The organism is Drouetiella sp. (genome assembly GCF_059504425.1).
This window is the reverse complement of the sequence record NZ_JCACIN010000104.1, coordinates 1-18,553: the sequence shown is the minus strand read 5'-3', so window position 1 is coordinate 18,553 and position 18,553 is coordinate 1. Positions and strand designations below refer to the sequence as shown.

Here is an 18,553-nt window from a genome sequence, read left to right as displayed (position 1 = left end):
TTAAAAGCAGCTATGTTGCCTGAAGTAAAAGCCTCTTAGATAAGTTGCCCAAGTTTTCAGACGTGCCTACAGCCTTCTCGAACTCCTGTAATCGATCGCCCTGTGCTCTAGGAAATCCCTCAAATTAGGTTGAGATGCTTAGTCAAAATCAGTGGCATTATCCGGTTACTTCCTTCACCCATCCTGCTGATGCTATTTCTGAGACTACAGGCTCTGAGACTACAGGCTCTGAGGCTACAGTTTCCGAGGCTACGGTTTCTGAGGCTGTAATGCCTCAGCGGATGAATACGCCCCAACTCCAGCTCCAGAGTGAAGCCTCGATTGATCGCCCTGCTGCCGACCCTCAAACTGCTGAATGCTTGCCCACTGACCCTTTGACCCCTGATTCCTTGCCTACTCACTGCCCATCTACCGTTGAAGATGCGGAAGCTGCACAGATTTTGAAGTACTTGCAAACTGGTCGTCTCTGGGTTGTGAATAGCCGTCGGCGCAACGGATTAATCTTGTACAAACCCTTCTATGCCGAGTTTGCAGGGCCTGGAGCTGCCGTAGGAGGAGTTTTTGATTTGGACTGCCAAGCGGTAATTCCTGTTGGCAATTTGTCTATCATCCAGCCCAACTCGCATGAAGAACGGCATGATGCCTATCTAATTCGCCGTCAATGGATTCGTTTGACTCAACAGTTTACTGACCAGTCTGTGCCGCTCCAGCGTGCCCAAATGATTCTCAATCAGTTTGAAAACTATTTTGATCAGGAGACGATCGCCCGTATTCCGGATGAAGCGTTTGCCCTACTGGTGGGAGTGTTACCCTATTCAGTGCGGATGGCACGGCGCAGACCCGGCAAGCTCAACGTTAAAGCCAAAGCTTGATTCACGCCTAGCCCTGCAAATTTTATTTCTGTGAGTCCTATTTCTGTAGGCTGAGCAGCTCTTCCAAGGCAGCCAGCAATTTGACCTGAGCCGTCAAGATTTTAGCCTGAGCATCCAGCTTAAAGTGCCAAGACACATTGATGCTGAAGAGTGCTGTCTGTACTTTACCCATGACTTTGATCTCAGTGGTTCCGGCTTCGGCTGTTTGGAGAACCCCCTCACGAGGCAAGACCTTCATTCCTCTAGCTTCCTTCTCCAAGTAAGCAGCGATTGCCTCTTGCCCCACAATCGCCCCTTCAAAGGGAGGATAGAGCTTTCCTGTTTCTGCAAACAGGCGGGCAGTGAGCTGAAAAGCTTCAGCATTGAGGGTTTCAAAATAGCGAAGGATGGTGGGAGACAAGACCCCAGCGATCGCATTTTCCGAAGCTGTACTCAGGTCAGTAGATGAGTTCATAGTTGCCTGCCAAATTTGTCTGGCTCTGTACTTCGCACAGATTAGCAAGCCCTAGGAAAATCTACTCTATGCCCGAAGTCGTAAATTACTGAATTGTGCTGCTATTCCTCTCTTTCACTGTTCCCCCCTTAGTAAATTCGGGCACACTACCTTAGTTCCTTCGGATAGGGGATGTGCCTCCTGGCTGCAAAGTTGGGGGGCTTTTTTTACCCAGATTTCTGACAATTAAGGTTTAATCCCTGCACGATCCGCCAATTCAGCCTTCTATAACTTCTATATCAGCCTTCCATAACTTCTATAATAAATTACGGAAAGAATCGTATCTTCTAACCCTAATCTTTTTAAGCCTGAGCCATCCATGACCCTCTCTCCTCGCCGCTATCACATCACCACATTTGGCTGCCAGATGAATAAAGCCGACTCTGAGCGCATGGGAGGAATTTTGGAAGAAATGGGCTTTCAGTGGTCAGAAGATCCCAATCAGGCAGACGTCATTCTTTACAACACCTGTACCATTCGGGACAGCGCCGAGCAAAAGGTCTATTCTTACCTGGGCAGACAGGCTAAGCGAAAGCACGAACAGCCCAATCTAACGTTGATTGTGGCGGGTTGTGTCGCCCAACAAGAAGGTGAAACGCTGCTGCGCCGTGTGCCCGAACTTGACCTGATCATGGGACCACAGCATGCTCATCGGCTGCGCGATCTGCTAGAGGAAGTCTTTAGCGGCAATCAGGTTGTGGCTAAAGAGGCAATTCAGATTGTTGAAGATATCACTAAGCCTCGGCGAGACAGCACCGTAACGGCTTGGGTCAACGTGATCTACGGCTGCAACGAGCGCTGTACCTATTGCGTTGTGCCTAACGTCCGAGGCGTAGAACAATCTCGTACACCCGAAGCCATCCGTGCCGAGATGGAAGGACTAGGACAGCAGGGCTTTAGAGAAGTGACGCTGCTGGGACAAAACATTGATGCCTACGGACGCGATTTACCGGGGTCAACAGCGGATGGTCGTCACCTGCATACTTTGACGGACTTGCTGTACTATGTCCACGATGTGCCGGGAATCGATCGCCTCCGATTTGCCACCAGTCACCCTCGCTATTTCACCGAACGGCTGATTCGGGCTTGCGCAGAGTTGCCTAAAGTCTGTGAGCATTTTCATATTCCGTTTCAGTCGGGTGACAATGACGTGCTAAAAGCGATGTCGCGGGGCTACACTCGCGAGAAGTATTTGCGGATTATTGACACGATTCGCCGCTATATGCCCGATGCGTCCATTAGCGCCGATGCGATCGCTGGCTTTCCGGGCGAGACTGAAGCTCAGTTTGAAAATACCCTGAAGCTGATAGAAGATATTGGCTTTGACTTGATCAATACCGCTGCCTATTCACCGCGTCCCGGCACTCCGGCTGCCCTTTGGGATAATCAGCTGAGTGAAGAAGTGAAGAGCGATCGCCTTCAGCGCCTGAATCATTTGGTGTCTGTGCAGGCAGGGGAGCGATCGCAGCGCTATCTGGGTCGCATTGAGGAAGTCTTGGTAGAAGATCAAAATCTCAAAGATCCGACTCAGGTTATGGGTCGAACCAGAGGCAATCGCCTCACCTTCTTTCAGGGGGATATTGCTCAGCTCAAGGGTCAGACTGTCCCGGTTAAAATCACGACCATTCGCCCCTTCAGCCTCACGGGTGAGCCGATCAAGCAACTCGCTTGCCTCTAGCAGGTCTGTTCCCATCATTCTAAAAATAAGCCAACGCTAATCGACAGTCGAGAATCCCGTGATGATCACGTTTTTCATCCTTGTCTTAGGTTTGACTCCCTCACTGCTATCGCTGTGGTTTGCGCGACAAACTAGCGCTAGAGCAGAAGCGCGGTTGCAGCTAGCGATCGACTCTTTTGCAGCTAGGGGGCTGGCTTCTCTCCAGCATTCACTCCGATCGCCCGATCAACATTACGTCGAGGGCATCGGCTATATTATTGGCGATTTAACCTGCAAATTTAATGCGCGATCGAGCTATATTCGCTGTGCAGTCAATCCCAGCGGTTCTTGTCAGGATTGCTCTCACTATCAGCAAATTGATTAGGCAGCAAATTGATTAGGTCATCTTAGGAGTCTACAAAAATGATTGGACTATCTTTAACCTCAAAAGACCTAATAGAGCTACAAACTCAGATACCTGACCATCGCCTAGAGTTAATTCAAGGAGAAATCATTGTCATGAGTCCGTCAGGGTACAACTCAGATGAAGTTGCTGCCAATTTCGTTGGAGAGATTTATAGCTGGGTCAAGCCTCGTAAGCTAGGTCGAGTGACGGCATCTAGCGCAGGATTCAGCCTTCCCAATCAGGACACACGATCGCCTGATGTCAGCTTTGTCAAAGCAGAAAGATTACGCATCAGCCCAGAAAGCTTTGCCCCGCTTGCGCCAGATATTGCAGTAGAGGTCAAAAGCCCAACGGACTCACTTGACAAGCTTAGAGAGAAACTAGACAGTTTCCTAGAGCAAGGAACAACCGTAGGGATTCTGATTCATCCCCAGCAAAAGTGGGTAGAAATTCGCCGTCACAATCAGGAAGCCATCTTTCTCAAAGGAGAAGATATTCTCACAGTTCCAGATGTTTTACCTGGATGGGAGCTACCGCTAGAAGAAATCTGGGCACCTGAATTCTAAGTTATAGCTGTCGCCAGTTTGCTGAGGACATTTAGGGTGGGGTGCGAAGCGCCCCACCCTAAATGTCCCCGTCCTAACCGCCTTGGCGGTTGTTATAACCCTGGCAAACGTTTGCTGCTGATCTAAAGTTGAGATGGCTCTAGGTTTTGCCAAAGTACATGTCCTGAAGTGAAGGCGCGTAAGCTGCCATCTGCAAGCCGCAGCAGCAATTCACCGCGATCGCTCATTCCCATCGCCTTGCCCGTGATCTGTTCTCCAAGCAACTCAATAGTAATGAGCTTACTGCATAAAAAGTCTCGCTGACGTAGGGCAGGTAGTAGTGCCATCAGGCAAGAGTTAGGAGCAGACGATCGCCAGAGTCCTGCTGTTTCCAGAAGATAGTGACGCAGCCGTTCCAGCAGCGCGATCTCATCGGGAACGATTGCGCTAACCTGATGGAGGCTAATCACTTTCTGGATGAGGCTATCTTCCAAACAAGATGGGGCGAAGTCTGCACAGCGATTGAGTCCGATGCCCACAGCGACTTGACTATTGCGGTGATTTGCGACGCTTTCACATAAAATTCCGGCTAACTTGCGTTCCTGTAACATCACGTCGTTTGGCCACTTCAGACGCAGGGTTTCTTGGAGGTCAGTAAGATCTTCGATCGCATAAATCACCGCCAATCCGGCAGCCAAACTTAGTCCCGGCAGATGCTCCGTCGGAATGGACAGCACAACGCTAGCCGTTAGCACTCCAGGGGGCGATTGCCATGTACGCCCCTGCTGTCCGCGTCCGGCAGTTTGCTGGCGCGTAAACACGACATCGCCATGCTGAAGAGTAGAGAAACGAGCGATCGCCCAAGTGTTGGTGCTAGGGCATTGCTCTAGCCAGTGGAGCCAAGGGGCTGCGGGGCGATCGAGAGCGATTGAGATAAGCTCATGAGACATCAAAAAGGAGTTCTGGTCATTAGCTCATTCAGCTGGACAGTGCGAAGTTCTTGTCGCGATAGACGCTAAAGAATAAAAAAGGACATTCCAACCGCAAAGTGGGCGGAATGCCGGAAACTGGCTGAATAACTACAATCAGCCAAGTCCATTATGAGACTCTATCAACGGATTGAGCAAATCCTGCTTGAGTTGCGTCCCGTCTTTAACCGCGAGGCAACATTCGAGTGGTTGTTACTGCTGTTCTGGGGCGTTTTGTGGAAGACTCAAGCGCCTGGAGTGACGAGTTATCTCAATGTATTACAGCGGTTGCTGCTTGAATAAGCCACAAGAACTGCCAGAAAAAGCTGTTGTGTAAGGTTACTTCTGTGGCTTACCAATCCGAAAACTGCTGTAGGATTGGCGCAGGGTTTTGCCATCTATCGCAATTCACTTGTCCACCCTTGAGGCGAATCAAAGAACGCACCCAGTTGAGAAAAAGAGCGCGGCGCTTCACGCTACACTCTTTTCTTAAAATAGCGTTTTACATCACAGCTCTAAATTGCGCGACTGCTTCGGTGTAGCGAATGGGCAGCACATACTCTAGGTTCTCATTGGGGCGCGCAATGATGTGAGTTGACAGCACAGAGCCGCCACTAACCCGCTTGATCGACTCAATGCCCGCAGCGATCGAGGCCTGAACTTCGGAAACATTGCCCCGGACGATGACGGTAGCTCGACCACTGCCGATTTTTTCGTAGCCGACTAAGGTAACCTGAGCTGCTTTCACCATGGCGTCCGCCGCTTCGACAACCGCCGGGAAACCCAGAGTTTCAATCATTCCAACAGCAATTGACATAAAGATACGCCTAACCTTTTTGAGGGTTTTGAGGGTTGATAGACACCCGGACATCCGTCACTGTTTCCATTGGAACGAATCTGCCTGATGGGTTGATATGGTGACCAGCCCATATTCATCAGGTTTCCTTTGTTGCCTGTTTTATAGAATGCCGTGCGTATTAGCTAAGTACGGTAGTAGTAGCTCTGAGAACCACAACTAAAGCCTCTGCGCTCAATGGCGTTGCGCAGCACTATCAATAAAATTCAGGATAGGGTGTCAAATAAAATCTTGATTTCTCAAAACTGTATCTAACCACTAAGTGTACCGCTATTCAGTCATGACATGGAATTGAGAGCAGAAGTCTCTCTAAGCTTCGCTGAAGTAACCCCCTTACTTCGATCGCAGTGAAGGCTAAAGCAAGGGGGGGCACTTCGGGGTACTCACCTTGCATCTGCTCCACTAGCGCCTGTTTTTACTGTCGCTCAAGTGCCGATACCTTTTTTGCTATCTCCAGTTTCATGGGCAACTGTCCAACTAGCCGCTCTAACTCGGCAATCCGCTGCTGGTCTTAGCTACTTTGGGCGTCTTGCTCAAACAGACTTGTCTGAAATTTGGGGGGCATTACACTAATTGCCTGATCTGAGGGATTCATAGGCATATGCCTAATGTTGTTAAGCCCAAGTATGAAACAGATCAAGCTATCTTTTTCCCTAGAAATCTTCCTGGTTGCCGCAATTGCATTTGCGGTTTTCGTAAGAGTGTTGAATCTGAGCAGCCAAGAATTTTGGTATGACGAAGTTCTATCCCTCTTAATCTCAGGAGGACAGAAAATTGCCTATCGTACACCCGGTGATTTGCCTGTCTTGCTTTCTGACTATACATCCCTACTAAATTTGCCCTTTGAATCTGGGCTTAATAACGTTCTGGTTACCCTTAAACAAGTTTTTAGAGGTATTGCAGGAGGTGAACCACATCCTCCTCTCTTCTACCTAACCCAGCATGTCTGGCTGCGCCTTTTTGGCAATGCCGTTGCTCAAGTGCGGAGTTTAGGTATTTTTCTAAGCCTTGGCGCCATCTTTAGTGCTTACGGACTGGGTCGAGCTGTCTTAGGACATCGGGGTGGGCTGATTTTATCCGCTTTACTGGCAACCAATCCTTTTTATCTATTTCATTCGCTCAATGTCCGCATGTATGGTTCACTCGTTTTATGGACGACACTCAGTGCCTGGGCGATTCTCAGCTTGTCGGCTATAAACAGCGATCGCACCGCAATCGATCGACGCAAACAGGTGTTGTGGAGCAGTTTGCTCGTTATTTCGGTAGCAGGTGGTTTTTTCACCTTTTATTTCTTCGTCTACTGGGTGATCGTATTGGGCGTTTTAGCGCTTTACCTAGATCGACGACACTGGTGGCAATATGGTGCTCTGCTGGGTCTAGGTCTTACTGGGACGGTTCCCTGGCTACTGTGGGGAACTCGTCAGCAACTGCGAAATGCGGATCTGAACCGTTTTTCTGAATCCGCAGGACTGATTGATAGATTGGTTAAGCAAGTACAGAATGTCCTTGAAGTCTTGGGAATTCAGCTTGTTTCAGGCGGTTGGTCAACCACTGTACCCCATGGTATTGCGCTTGCAACGGGTATGGTCGCGGCTGTGTTCCTGTTCATAGCTGCCACTAGGCTTTGGCAGAGCGGCGATCGCCAGGTTTTAGGAATTGCGCTTATTTTGGGAATTTTCCCACTCCTGCTAGTAGTAGGAATAGATTTTGCCACGAGTAAGTCAACGCTGGCTTGGGGACATGGAAGAAGCGTAATTTTCGTCCTCCCTGGTTGTTTACTACTGCTAGCGTCATGGTTAGAACAAGCAACTGGACAATGGCAAAAGCCTTTAATCACCATTTTGTTAGCCCTGTATCTTGGCATTGGGGTCGGGGACTACACACTTCGTACTCGCCAAATGTTTCACACCATCAGCGCTGCCATTCAAACAGATGCGGGACGGTCTACGTTGATTGTGATGAACTCCAAAGCCTGGGGACATATTCTTCGACTAGCGTACTACATTGATCCCAAGATTTCGGTTAGCCTGTTGGCTGCATCCCCTAACCAGTTTGCTCCTGCTCTAGATAAAACTCTGGCATCGGCAGCTTCTTATGACCGTATCTTTTGGCTTGACCCTGAACGTCCCGTTTGGGATGAACCCACAACTGAGATTGAGAAGCAACAGTTTACTCAAGCCGCTAAAAATGTTTTGCAGTCTCAGTACAAATTGGTACGTACAGAGACGTTATCCGGGACGATGGATTTGGATCAGTTCACTCTAAGCCTCTATCAGCGATCGCCTATCCAGTAAGCTCTAATATCTAAGTGAAGTTAAACGCGTATAAGTTTACTGCCTAGATAACTCATAAAAAGAAGAAAAAGTGGCTACAACTGCACCTTCTCCAAGAAAAAGTTATACCAATTTGAATTGGAACCACGACAGACTTTGCAGAGAGTAGATACGCTAAAACGTGTCATGAGTGATGATATAGCGCTACGCGCTTAGATCCAATGAGTTATTTTTTGAGAGTCGCGCGGAGCGCCATAACATTGGTTACTTTAGTTGCTGAGTTAACCTGAGAACATGGGATTCAGAAGCTTTTATTTTCCTCTAGTCAATTCGCCAACGGTATCGAATTGTTGTCAGCCCCGATGTTGAACTGGATTTTATTCTACTGATTGAATCGCTCTTCGCCGAATTTCTAGAATTTGACCAATTTCACGGGCAAAGCTTGGTTGACGTTCAATCATCTGATTAACAACACCGGAAGAAATCATCATCACTTCTAGATCGTCAGCAGCCGTTACTGATACCGGGCTGGCTTCACCGGAAAAGAGCGCCATTTCGCCAAAGAACTCGCCTACTTTGAGGAGCAATACTTCGTGTTCTCTATGTAGATCATCTACAACCGAGAGAATTGCCTGTCCTGAAACAATGATATACAAGGGACTATCGGGGTCTCCCTGTCGCACAACCTTTTCACCTGCACCAAAGTGCTGAAGCACAATTCCTTGAGACAAACTCTGTCCATTTCCCTCTTTATCTAAGGGCACAAAGGCTGGAATCGATTGCAGGCTATCAGCAACTCTCTTGGAAAGCCCTTTAGCTTGAGTGGTGGGACCGTGAAAGTGGTAAAGCGTGCGGATAGGGAAAGGAATAGATAAGTTATTTCGTTGGGCAGCGTACCAGACGCGAGTCATGAAGCGATCGCGAATTTCCTCCAAATCTCCATAGTTCTGGATGAAAAACTTCACCTCATAGGTCACGGCAGAATCATCATAAGCAAGGGTGAAAATTTGAGGCTCCGGATTGGTTAAGATGCCCTGAGTTTCCAATGCGGTGCTTTTCAATACTTGCTTTGCTAGATTGGGCGGGTCCTTGTAAGAAAACCCAATCTGGATTCGTTCTGCATGGAGGCGCTGCGGTTGGCTGAAGTTGCGGATCGTTTCACCGCCGACGACTTTGTGGGGGATGACCACCATTTCGCGTTCCAGGGTTTGGAGGCGAACCGCTCGCCAGTTGATATCGGTGACCTGCCCCACGATGTCTCCAATATTTAACCAATCTCCCACCGAAAAGGGACGCTCAAATAGGAGCGCAATGCCGGAGGTGACGCTACCCAGCGTGTCCTGAAGTGCCAAACCAATCACGATCGAACTTACGCCCAAAGCGGTTGCTAATCCTGCCAGATCCGCATTCCAAACCGTTGCCAGCACGATCGCGGTGCCCAGCAAAATCAGAAACAATCGAGCCAGATCGATCAGTAGTTTGGGCACCCTAGAACGCCAGGTATCGGCTTCGGCCTGTTCAAACAAAATCACGTTGAGCAGGGAGAGCGCCGCGTGAATCACGCAGACCCAAAGTAAGGTCTCAATACTTTTCACCCATCTGCCATCGGTGTCAAGTTTGAGGACATGCTGCATGAACAGCAAAAAAACGAGAACGGGCAGAATCAAGTTGCGAACGAGCCGTAGGGTTGCGGCGATCGGTTTGCCACGCCGCTTTAAGCGATGAATCGCCTCTCCCAGGATGATCACCAGCAGCGGAAATCCGAGTACCAGCGCGATCGCCCAGATCAGCAAGTTGTTTTGTAGCGCCACACTGTTCATGAAATTTTTACTCCCTCCGGCTGCACTGATAACTGGGTATTTTTCAACCGCCACGCATCCACTTTCGTTTTGCCGTTCGCAACCAGTTCTCCCATTGCCTCAAACTCGTAGAGATCATGTAAACGATGGTGAACCGCTTGTGCCACGAGGATAGACCCAGGGGGGCAAACCGATCGCAGGGCATTGGCGAGGTTAATCGTGTCGCCCCAAACGTCATAGATGAATTTATTCCTGCCAACAATTCCAGCTACCACATCACCCGAATTAATGCCAATCCGAATATTCAACTTAAAGTCCCTTTCATGGGTAAAGCGGCGCATGATGGCAAGCATTTCCATGGCAAAATCGATTGCCCGTCTGTCATGATCCAGATAGGGCACCGATAGCCCGCACACTGCCAGATAGCTATCGCCAATTGTTTTTATTTTCTCCATACCATAGCGTTCTGTGACTTCATCAAAGGCGGTCACCAAATCATTCAAGATGGCGACAATTTCGTAAGCTGTCAGCGAAGCCGATAGTTTAGAAAACCCGGTCAGTTCTGCGGACAAAACCGACACATTGGACACATCTTCGGCAATATCCTTCTCGCCTCGTTTGAGCCGTTTGGCGATCGCTGCCGGAAACACACTCAGCAATAATTGCTCGTTTTCCTGATTTTTCTGTTCCACTAGGTTGGTCTGAGTCCGCAAACTGCGAACCATAGCATTAAAGGATCTCGCCAGTTCCCCAAATTCATCTTCGGTTTCCAGAGGAGCGATCGCGGTGAGTTCACCTGCTGCAACTTTGCGGGCACTCTCAATCAGTTTGTTAATCGGTTTGACAAATAGATACGCCATCGCCATCGCAATCAGAGTGACCAGCAACATCAGTAAGGTTGCATAAACTAGAATCTGGTTTTGGAGAGAATAAATCGGGGCATACGCTTCCGCCAGATCCATTTCTGACAAAATCACCCAATCTAATCCATCAATTTTGAGAGGTGCATAGGAACTGAGAACCGGAATACCCCGGTAATTATCAATGATTTGCGTTCCTTGACTCCCCGCTAAAGACTCTTCCACTGCCTCTGTTTGCACATTTTGTTGCAGAATTGAGGTGTTGTATTGCTGAATGCGGTTGATGTCTGGTTCTTTAAAGCCTATCGATCGCAATGCCTGAGCATATCCTTTCGGATCTTGCACTAGGAACCGAGAAATCGATCGCATTAAAAAGTCACGTCCTACCAGATAACTTTCTCCTGTTTTTCCCAGACCATCGCTTTCCCAGTTACGATTGCCTGTCATCACATTGTTAATCTCATCCACTGGCATTTGAAACGCCAGAATCCCAATGAGTTTGGATTGATTGAAAATGGGAGCCGCAATGAAGGCAGCAGGTGCGCCATAGGATGGAGAATAGGCAGCAAAATCGACGATTTTTGAGAAGTCCCTTTCTTTTGATTCCCGCACGATCGCGCTAAGTTCCGCCAAGTTACTATCTTTGTAAGGACCAGTCTCAAAGTTACTAACAAAGTCGGTCTCTTTAAAGACGGTGTAGACGATCGTGCCCTCTGGATCAATCAAAAACATGTCATAGTAACCAAACTTCTCAATGAGCTTGCGAAAAATTGGGTGATACCGGGCGTGAGTGTCACTATATTCACTACCATCCTTGGCAGCATTTAAGAAATGTTTTTTGCCTACTGGATTAGCATTCGCAGCAATATAGTGATATTGGAGATAACGCGAAGCTGTCGCTTTTGGCGTATAGGATTGAAGAATGGGTGAACCTTCATCTACTTTTGCTAACCGGGGCAAAAAATCGTTGCGGTAGTAGGTGGCAATCTTTTCGTCAAATAAATCAGGCACATTAGCAGATTGAAGCTGCCGATACGCTGCGTCAAACTCTTGCATCGCAGCAATCACTGATGGATCTTCACTCAAGGTTTGGGTGTGGTTTTGAATGTTTTTGAAGTAGGCTTCGATTTGATACGCCTTGGATGCTCGAACGCTGGTTAACTGGTTGAAAACTCGATTAGTCAAGTTCGTTTGCCCACTGCGATAACCTATGTATGCCGTCAATAAAATGGAGCAACTGCTGACTGCCAGCAGCATCACAATAAGCTTTGATTTGATACTGAAATTGTTGAGCAATCGCATAGAACCATTACTGCTAGACTTTTAGCAGTCATCTGAAAATAGCCGTAGGTAATATTAAAGCTTGGTAGTTTACGATACTGTATCGATTCAGGCAGACTAAGAAATTGGCGATCGGTTGAATTGAAAAGCGCGCGCGACGCGTGCCCCCTTCAAATAGCGGTTATCGAGTTCCCAGTCTGACAACAAGTTCAAGGTTGAATTGCAATAAGCATTGGTGTAGCGGTGAGCGTCTTGCCTCACATCTGATGTGAGGCAGGACGCCACGAACTCAGGACTAGCAGCTGGCTCTAAACGGTGTATTACCAGAATTAAGATCATGTCCACCCCCACCACCCGTCATGAGAACCATCAGCATCCGGCCGGGTTATCGAATTCCCCATCAGTTGAGGATTCATTCCGGATTGCAGTGGACTCTATTCCGGAGCTAGTGTGGACTTCGCGTTCCGACGGGCACATCGATTTTCTCAACCAGCGATGGCGGGAATACACAGGGCTAAATCTGGAGGAAGCCAGCGGTTGGGGCTGGCAGCAGGCAGTGCTGCCGCAAGATCTGGTCAGGCTATTGACCTACTGGAACTCAATATTAGCATCGGGCGAACCAGGAGAAACAGAGGCTCGTTTGCGCCGCCATGACGGGGACTATCGCTGGTTTTTGTTCCGTGCCATTCCCCTGCGGGACGCTGCGGGAGCGGTTCTCAAATGGTATGGCACGAACACCGACATCGAGGATCGCAAACGGGCAGAGGCGCTGCTGGCGGGCGAGAAGCAAATTTTCGAAATGATTGCCAAGAGCCAGCCGCTCTGCCGCACACTGGACGCGCTTTGCCATTTGGTCGGCGAATTGTCGCCAGGCTCGCTATGTTCGATCCTACTGCTGGATTGGGATGAGTACCGATTTCGGCACGGGGCGGCTCCCACTCTGCCGGACAGCTACAACCGCGCTATGGATGGCAGGGTATTCGAGTTTAGCAGTGGTGCCTGTGCAAGGGCAGCCAGGCAGGGTGAGCAGGTGATCGTCCCAGATATTGCCGCCGACCCGCTGTGGGAGGAGCTGCCCGATCTGCCCCTTAGCCATGGCTTGAAAGCCTGCTGGTCCTCACCCGTTTTCGCTCAGGATGGCAAGGTGATCGGCGTTTTCGCCACCTACTCGCGCACTCCGTGTCTGCCCACCGCGCATCAGCTTCATCTCATCGATCAGCTCACCGACATCACCAGCATTGCGATCGAACGCGACCGGGCAGCGTCAGCCCTACAGGCATCCGAGCACCTCGCGCGCGGGCAGCTCAGTGCCCTCACCCACACCCTAGCCGAACTCTCCCAGGAAACGCAGCCAGAAAAACTGCTCGAACATGTCCTTCACACCATCAATCGGCAATTGGGTGCCCATGGCCTTGGGGTCTGGGAAATGGTCGAGACAATCGGCAGAGTTCAGCTGTTGGCTAACTATGAAGATGAGACCTTTCATTTAGCCACACCTGAGCAGGCTAAAATGACCCAACCTATGGGTCCTCCAGAACATCATCCTATCTGGACAGTCTTTTTCAAAAGTGGTGAACACTGTGTGCTGGGCGATCTGGAAGCCGATCCGCCCCGCGTAAAGCTGCATACCCCCTCTGATCAGCCCTGGCACCCCTGGATGGGCGAGTCTGTGGACAACCCAGAAGTCCGGGAAATCATCGCCCGCATTGTCCAGAAAGGCATCGTCGCCACTCTCTGCGTTCCCATACTCATAGCCGGAAAGGTGCTTGGCCTGATCAGTATCCGGTTCCGGGGCAAACGTTCCTTCCATTTTCAGGAAATCGAGCTGGCCCGCGCCTTGGCTCACCAAGCTATGCTGGCCATTCAGATCATCCGTCTGACCGCCCAAAGCCGCGACGCCGCCGTGATGGAAGAACGCAACCGCCTGGCCCGTGACATCCACGATACCCTGGCTCAAGGCTTTACCGGCATCATCGTTCAGCTCGATGCCGCCGAAGACGCGACAGCCAAGGGCATGCGGTTAGAATCTGATGCCCATGTCGCCCGTGCCAGCGAACTCGCCCGCGACAGCCTGGGCGAGGCCCGACGCTCGGTTCGCGCCCTCCGCCCCCTGGCCTTGGAGGACAAAACGCTACCGGATGCCCTCGAAACCCTGTTCCTGAAAATGACCGTGGGCACTTCACTCCAGCTAAATTTCTCCGTTCACGGTGCCAGTCGAAAACTGCCGCCGGAATGGGAGGAAAACCTGCTGCGGATCGGCCAGGAAGTTCTCCACAATGCCCTTCGTCACTCGGAGGCCACCCGCTTCGACGCTGCGATCGCCTTCACCCCAGACGGATTTTTCTTGGAGCTTAGCGATGACGGTCGCGGCTTCAATCCCAACGCAATCCACGACGGCTTTGGGCTGATCGGCATCCAGGAACGGGTCGAAAGAATGACCGGGAAGCTGCTGATTCGCAGTGCGCTGGGGGAAGGAACTCGCGTGCGCATCGACCTTTCATTCAAATAACCCTGCCCTATGAGACCCTCCTCAACCCTGCGCCCGCCTGGAAAAATCCGTGTTTTGATCGGGGATGACCATGCCGTGGTGCGTGAAGGGCTGGCGACGATGATCGGTCGTCAGGAAGACATGACCGTCGTGGGCGAGGCGACCAACGGTCTTGAAGCCGTCACCGCCTGGATCGAGCACCGTCCTGACGTGACGCTGTTGGATCTCCGTATGCCTTTGCTCGACGGGGTCGGCGCGATCCAAGCCATCCGCACGAGAGATAACTCAGCGCGGATCATCGTGCTCACCACCTTCGACACAGACAACGACATTTCCAGGGCGGTCAAAGCGGGGGCGAAAGCCTATCTGCTGAAGGACGCGCAGCGCGAGGAGTTGCTGAGCTGCATCCGGCAAGTCCATGGGGGTGAAACCTGCATCGCGCCGGGGCTGGTGGCAAAGCTGGCTGCTAGCCTCGGCACCACGGAGCTAACCGCGCGCGAGCTGAGCGTCTTGGCGCTATTGGCACAAGGCAAAAGCAATAAAGAAATCGGTCTGAGTCTATTCATTAGCGAAACCACCGTCAAGTCTCACCTACGCAATATCTTCCCCAAGCTGAATGTGCTTAGCCGCACCGAGGCCATTTCTGAGGCCAGCCGACGTGGGTTGCTGCACCCCTGAAACTTGACTCTCTCTCCTTCAAAAGGAGTAGAAAAAATCTGGTCTGACGCTGGCTAGACCCAACTCTAGGAAATTGGCAATGATGAGTCTGTTGTCAACCCACCGATCATCAGGCCATGGGCACGATCACCACAAAGGACGGGACGAGTATTTACTACAAAGACTGGGGTAGCGGCCCCGTTGTTGCCTTTAGCCACGGCTGGCCGCTTACGGCAGATGCGTGGGAATCGCAGATGTTGTTTCTCGCCTCCCAAGGCTACCGCTGCATCGCCCACGATCGCCGTGGTCACGGGCGCTCTAGCCAGCCGTGGGGCGGCAATGACATGGATACCTATGCCGACGATCTGGCGCAGCTGTTTGAGGCGTTAGACCTAAAAGACGTTACCTTGATCGGGCATTCCACGGGGGGCGGTGAGGTGGCGCGTTACATCGGACGCCACGGCACCAGCCGTGTGGCCAAGGCCGTGCTGATGGGAGCTGTGCCACCGCTCATGCTCCAGACCGAAACCAATCCCGGCGGTCTGCCGATGGAGGTGTTCGACGGTTTCCGCGCTGCCTCCATCGCTAACCGAGCGCAGTTCTATCTGGATGTGGCGAGTGGTCCGTTCTTTGGCTTCAATCGCCCTGGTGCACAGGTTTCCCAAGGCACCATCCAATCCTGGTGGACCCAAGGCATGATGTCTGGCCACAAGAATGCCTATGACTGCATCAAGGCATTTTCGGAAACCGACTTCACTGAAGATCTCAAAAAATTCGACGTCCCCACGCTGATTATCCACGGCGACGACGACCAGATCGTCCCTATCGGCGCATCCGCTCTGCTTTCCTCCAAACTTGTCCCCAACGCCGTTTTGAAAATCTATCCGGGCGGTTCCCACAGCCTCGGCGACACCAGCAAAGACCAGCTCAACGAAGATCTGCTCGAATTTCTCAAATCCTGACCCACTCAACTCCCCCATCATGGCAACACTACTCCACATCCAATCTTCGCCGCGGGGCGATCGCTCCGCCTCCATCGCTGTCGCCAAGCATTTCATCGCCACCTATCAAGCCACGAACGGCAGCGACCGGATCGAAACGCTCGATCTCTGGGAAGCCGCCCTGCCTGAGTTCGACGGCGATACGATCAACGCAAAATACGCCGTCTTGAACGGTCAGGAGCATACCCCAGAACAGGTCGCAGCCTGGGATGCGGTGGTAAAAATCGCCGATCAGTTCAAATCCGCAGACAAGATCCTGCTGTCGCTGCCGGTGTGGAATTTCAGCATCCCCTACAAGCTGAAACACTACATCGATATCCTTGCCCAGCCAGGGCTGACGTTTAGCTTTAGCCCGGAGGAGGGCTACAAAGGTCTGGTCATCGGCAAACCGCTGGTCGTGATCCACGCTCGTGGCGGTGCCTATGGCCCAGGCTCCGGGGCAGAAAGCTACGACCAGCAAAGCGCCTACATCAAGCAGATCTTCGGGTTTCTCGGCTTCACCGACATCCGAGAGATTTTGGTAGAACCCACGCTCTCCCCTACTAAGGATGAGACCGTAGAGGCCGCGAAACTCTTCGCCGCAAAACTAGCTGCCGAATTCTAAATCCTAACCCTCAGAGACTCTTATGAAACTTGAAGCAAAGGTAGCCGTCGTCACGGGAGCATCTAAAGGTATCGGGGCGGCGATCGCCAAACACCTTGCAGCGGAGGGCGCGTCCGTGATTGTCAACTACGCCTCCAGCCGGGAGGGTGCCGACCGCGTCGTTGCAGAGATCACCGCAGCCGGAGGAAAGGCCGTCGCGGTGCAGGCGAATGTCTCGGATCAGGCGGACATCATCCGGTTGTTCAAAGAAACCGTTGGCACCTACGGCAAACTCGACATCCTGGTCAACAATGCCGGGGTCTACGAGTTTCTGACCCTGGCCGAGATCACCCCGGAGCACTTTCACCGCCAGTATGACCTCAACGTTTTGGGGCTGATCCTCACCACTCAGGAAGCCGTCAAACACATCGGCTCTGACGGCGGATCGATCATCAACATGAGTTCGGTGGTCAGCACGCTGTCGCCCGCCGGATCTGCCGTTTACAACTCCACCAAATCGGCGGTGGACGGCCTCACCCGATCTTTTGCGAAAGAACTCGCGCCCCGGCACATCCGCGTGAACTCGATCAATCCCGGCTTGATCGAGACTGAAGGGTTTCAGGCCAGTGCGATCGCAGACCATGGTAATGCCGTGGCATCGACCACTCCGCTGGGGCGCATAGGGCAACCTCAGGACATTGCTCCTGGTGTCGTTTTTCTCGCCTCTGACGACTCCTCCTGGATGACTGGCGAGACGCTCTACATCACCGGAGGGCTGCATTGACCCCATGGCGACACTACAGCTCACCCGGCATTCCGCCGCCTATCTGCGGATGTCGATCCACAATCCGCCCCTCAACCTCTTCGATCCGGAGATGAGTGATAGGTTGCAGGAATCAATTGAGCCGCTTGGAGGTGATCAAGAACTCAAAGTCGTTGTTTTCGACAGCGCGGTGCCGGACAATTTCAGGGTCCCTGTCAATCTCGCCAGAATTGCCGAACTAAGCACCCAGTCTGCCCCTACTGGGCTGTCGCCTTGACCAGATGTCACGCTTCGATTGCAGTGCGCGCCGATTGTCACAAACAGCGTTCTGCGCGGTCAAGCCCGTGGGGTGGGCAGCAAATTTATCCTCGCCCTCTTGGGTCGATCGCTCCATCCCAGACGCGGAGTTGGACAGCTTTGTTGAGCGGCTTGCCCGGCGCATTGCTGGGTTTGACCGCCAAGCCATCGCTACAGCAAAACAATCGATCAGCCAGCGCACGAGCCTACCGACGTTGGAAGACATCGGGAGCAGCGAGACAAAGTTTTTTGAAGCGGCGTCTCATCCCACCACTTGGGCGTGTATCCGAGTTCTATTGCAAAGTGGATTGCAACAACCCACTGATTTTGAACTCCATATCGGTGAACCTCTTGACCCATAGCATCAATTAAACCTTGCATTCAAACTATGCTCGGATGCACACCCCTCAAAACTCTAAACATAAACATTTAGGAACGAATGAACACCGCTAGCCCGATGTCTTCTTCATTCGGCTACTTATTTTCTGGGGTAGGTTAGTCTAACCTGGTAAAGGCTTCAAGCTCTGGGTATTCTCATACCAATTTAAGACCCAAACAGGGCAAATGATTTTCAGAAAAGTGTCTTATTCAAGCTCAAATTAATTCCGGTCAATTCCGGCCGATCAAATGCTTGAAGCTATTAGGATAAGACTTACGCATTTTTGTTGTGTGTGGTGGGCTGCGCCCACCACACACAACAAAAATGCACTACAGCTAGAGGGCTTGCGTAAGTCCTCTAGGAAATTCCTGCTTG

General features: G+C 51.3%; 18 protein-coding genes. 13 read left to right on the top strand and 5 right to left on the bottom strand.

The features are described 5' to 3' along the window. Window positions 1–134 precede the first annotated feature (134 nt). A complete protein-coding gene (locus tag AC5JMP_RS23930; protein WP_495854014.1) occupies window positions 135–872 on the top strand; it encodes a hypothetical protein in 738 nt (245 codons plus the stop codon). A gap of 37 nt (window positions 873–909) precedes the next feature. On the opposite strand, the gene AC5JMP_RS23925 is transcribed toward AC5JMP_RS23930, so the two are convergent. Continuing rightward, window positions 910–1,326 carry a ketosteroid isomerase family protein gene (locus AC5JMP_RS23925; protein ID WP_495854013.1) on the bottom strand — a complete coding sequence of 139 codons (417 nt, stop codon included), beginning with the start codon at window positions 1,324–1,326 and terminating at the stop codon, window positions 910–912. A gap of 358 nt (window positions 1,327–1,684) precedes the next feature. Here AC5JMP_RS23925 and miaB point away from each other — a divergent pair, with 358 nt between their 5' ends. The 3 genes from miaB to AC5JMP_RS23910 all read left to right on the top strand — a co-directional run bounded on the left by miaB (window position 1,685) and on the right by AC5JMP_RS23910 (window position 3,994). Further along, a complete protein-coding gene (gene miaB / locus AC5JMP_RS23920; protein ID WP_495854012.1) occupies window positions 1,685–3,043 on the top strand; it encodes a tRNA (N6-isopentenyl adenosine(37)-C2)-methylthiotransferase MiaB in 1,359 nt (452 codons plus the stop codon). 61 nt (window positions 3,044–3,104) lie between these two features. After that, complete coding sequence (locus AC5JMP_RS23915; RefSeq protein WP_495854015.1) at window positions 3,105–3,407, top strand: DUF6464 family protein; 303 nt, start codon at window positions 3,105–3,107, stop codon at window positions 3,405–3,407. 38 nt (window positions 3,408–3,445) lie between these two features. Next, on the top strand, window positions 3,446–3,994 hold the full coding sequence (locus tag AC5JMP_RS23910) for a Uma2 family endonuclease (protein WP_495854011.1): 549 nt from the start codon (window positions 3,446–3,448) through the stop codon (window positions 3,992–3,994). A gap of 122 nt (window positions 3,995–4,116) precedes the next feature. Here AC5JMP_RS23910 and AC5JMP_RS23905 read toward each other — a convergent pair whose 3' ends face one another. Then, a complete protein-coding gene (locus AC5JMP_RS23905; protein WP_495854010.1) occupies window positions 4,117–4,923 on the bottom strand; it encodes a biotin--[acetyl-CoA-carboxylase] ligase in 807 nt (268 codons plus the stop codon). Between the two features lie 150 nt (window positions 4,924–5,073). Here AC5JMP_RS23905 and AC5JMP_RS23900 point away from each other — a divergent pair, with 150 nt between their 5' ends. Continuing rightward, a complete protein-coding gene (locus AC5JMP_RS23900; protein WP_495854009.1) occupies window positions 5,074–5,244 on the top strand; it encodes a hypothetical protein in 171 nt (56 codons plus the stop codon). 199 nt (window positions 5,245–5,443) lie between these two features. Here AC5JMP_RS23900 and AC5JMP_RS23895 read toward each other — a convergent pair whose 3' ends face one another. Then, window positions 5,444–5,758: a carbon dioxide-concentrating mechanism protein CcmK gene (locus tag AC5JMP_RS23895; RefSeq protein WP_495854008.1), complete on the bottom strand. Its 315-nt coding sequence runs from the start codon at window positions 5,756–5,758 to the stop codon at window positions 5,444–5,446. 665 nt (window positions 5,759–6,423) lie between these two features. Here AC5JMP_RS23895 and AC5JMP_RS23890 point away from each other — a divergent pair. Beyond that, complete coding sequence (locus AC5JMP_RS23890; RefSeq protein ID WP_495854007.1) at window positions 6,424–8,091, top strand: glycosyltransferase family 39 protein; 1,668 nt, start codon at window positions 6,424–6,426, stop codon at window positions 8,089–8,091. Between the two features lie 356 nt (window positions 8,092–8,447). Here AC5JMP_RS23890 and AC5JMP_RS23885 read toward each other — a convergent pair whose 3' ends face one another. Next, window positions 8,448–9,890, bottom strand: coding sequence for a mechanosensitive ion channel domain-containing protein (locus AC5JMP_RS23885; RefSeq protein ID WP_495854006.1), 1,443 nt, complete (start codon window positions 9,888–9,890; stop codon window positions 8,448–8,450). Further along, window positions 9,887–11,914: an adenylate/guanylate cyclase domain-containing protein gene (locus AC5JMP_RS23880; RefSeq protein WP_495854005.1), complete on the bottom strand. Its 2,028-nt coding sequence runs from the start codon at window positions 11,912–11,914 to the stop codon at window positions 9,887–9,889. Before AC5JMP_RS23880 ends, AC5JMP_RS23885 begins: the two co-directional genes overlap by 4 nt. A gap of 433 nt (window positions 11,915–12,347) precedes the next feature. Between AC5JMP_RS23880 and AC5JMP_RS23875 the strand changes: the two genes are divergently transcribed. The 7 genes from AC5JMP_RS23875 to AC5JMP_RS23845 all read left to right on the top strand — a co-directional run bounded on the left by AC5JMP_RS23875 (window position 12,348) and on the right by AC5JMP_RS23845 (window position 18,161). Then, window positions 12,348–14,519, top strand: a complete 2,172-nt coding sequence (locus tag AC5JMP_RS23875) for a GAF domain-containing protein (RefSeq protein ID WP_495854004.1) — start codon at window positions 12,348–12,350, stop codon at window positions 14,517–14,519. A 9-nt stretch (window positions 14,520–14,528) separates the two neighbouring features. Continuing rightward, on the top strand, window positions 14,529–15,176 hold the full coding sequence (locus tag AC5JMP_RS23870; RefSeq protein ID WP_495854003.1) for a response regulator: 648 nt from the start codon (window positions 14,529–14,531) through the stop codon (window positions 15,174–15,176). Between the two features lie 116 nt (window positions 15,177–15,292). After that, window positions 15,293–16,117: an alpha/beta fold hydrolase gene (locus tag AC5JMP_RS23865; protein WP_495854002.1), complete on the top strand. Its 825-nt coding sequence runs from the start codon at window positions 15,293–15,295 to the stop codon at window positions 16,115–16,117. Between the two features lie 19 nt (window positions 16,118–16,136). Continuing rightward, window positions 16,137–16,760 carry an FMN-dependent NADH-azoreductase gene (locus AC5JMP_RS23860; RefSeq protein ID WP_495854001.1) on the top strand — a complete coding sequence of 208 codons (624 nt, stop codon included), beginning with the start codon at window positions 16,137–16,139 and terminating at the stop codon, window positions 16,758–16,760. A gap of 22 nt (window positions 16,761–16,782) precedes the next feature. Then, a complete protein-coding gene (locus tag AC5JMP_RS23855; protein WP_495854000.1) occupies window positions 16,783–17,523 on the top strand; it encodes an SDR family NAD(P)-dependent oxidoreductase in 741 nt (246 codons plus the stop codon). A gap of 4 nt (window positions 17,524–17,527) precedes the next feature. Further along, a complete protein-coding gene (locus tag AC5JMP_RS23850) occupies window positions 17,528–17,779 on the top strand; it encodes a Clp protease/crotonase-like domain-containing protein (RefSeq protein ID WP_495853999.1) in 252 nt (83 codons plus the stop codon). Window positions 17,780–17,813: 34 nt separating this feature from the next. After that, window positions 17,814–18,161, top strand: a complete 348-nt coding sequence (locus AC5JMP_RS23845; RefSeq protein WP_495853998.1) for a hypothetical protein — start codon at window positions 17,814–17,816, stop codon at window positions 18,159–18,161. The last annotated feature ends 392 nt before the right edge of the window (window positions 18,162–18,553 follow it).

Excerpts from the sequence above, each read along its gene's own strand:
- AC5JMP_RS23930 (WP_495854014.1), top strand. The coding sequence starts at position 135 with ATGCTTAGTCAAAATCAGTGGCATTATCCGGTTACTTCCTTCACCCAT.
- AC5JMP_RS23925 (WP_495854013.1), bottom strand. The coding sequence starts at position 1,326 with ATGAACTCATCTACTGACCTGAGTACAGCTTCGGAAAATGCGATCGCT.
- miaB (WP_495854012.1), top strand. The coding sequence starts at position 1,685 with ATGACCCTCTCTCCTCGCCGCTATCACATCACCACATTTGGCTGCCAG.
- AC5JMP_RS23915 (WP_495854015.1), top strand. The coding sequence starts at position 3,105 with ATGATCACGTTTTTCATCCTTGTCTTAGGTTTGACTCCCTCACTGCTA.
- AC5JMP_RS23910 (WP_495854011.1), top strand. The coding sequence starts at position 3,446 with ATGATTGGACTATCTTTAACCTCAAAAGACCTAATAGAGCTACAAACT.
- AC5JMP_RS23905 (WP_495854010.1), bottom strand. The coding sequence starts at position 4,923 with ATGTCTCATGAGCTTATCTCAATCGCTCTCGATCGCCCCGCAGCCCCT.
- AC5JMP_RS23900 (WP_495854009.1), top strand. The coding sequence starts at position 5,074 with ATGAGACTCTATCAACGGATTGAGCAAATCCTGCTTGAGTTGCGTCCC.
- AC5JMP_RS23895 (WP_495854008.1), bottom strand. The coding sequence starts at position 5,758 with ATGTCAATTGCTGTTGGAATGATTGAAACTCTGGGTTTCCCGGCGGTT.
- AC5JMP_RS23890 (WP_495854007.1), top strand. The coding sequence starts at position 6,424 with ATGAAACAGATCAAGCTATCTTTTTCCCTAGAAATCTTCCTGGTTGCC.
- AC5JMP_RS23885 (WP_495854006.1), bottom strand. The coding sequence starts at position 9,890 with ATGAACAGTGTGGCGCTACAAAACAACTTGCTGATCTGGGCGATCGCG.
- AC5JMP_RS23875 (WP_495854004.1), top strand. The coding sequence starts at position 12,348 with ATGTCCACCCCCACCACCCGTCATGAGAACCATCAGCATCCGGCCGGG.
- AC5JMP_RS23870 (WP_495854003.1), top strand. The coding sequence starts at position 14,529 with ATGAGACCCTCCTCAACCCTGCGCCCGCCTGGAAAAATCCGTGTTTTG.
- AC5JMP_RS23865 (WP_495854002.1), top strand. The coding sequence starts at position 15,293 with ATGGGCACGATCACCACAAAGGACGGGACGAGTATTTACTACAAAGAC.
- AC5JMP_RS23860 (WP_495854001.1), top strand. The coding sequence starts at position 16,137 with ATGGCAACACTACTCCACATCCAATCTTCGCCGCGGGGCGATCGCTCC.
- AC5JMP_RS23855 (WP_495854000.1), top strand. The coding sequence starts at position 16,783 with ATGAAACTTGAAGCAAAGGTAGCCGTCGTCACGGGAGCATCTAAAGGT.
- AC5JMP_RS23850 (WP_495853999.1), top strand. The coding sequence starts at position 17,528 with ATGGCGACACTACAGCTCACCCGGCATTCCGCCGCCTATCTGCGGATG.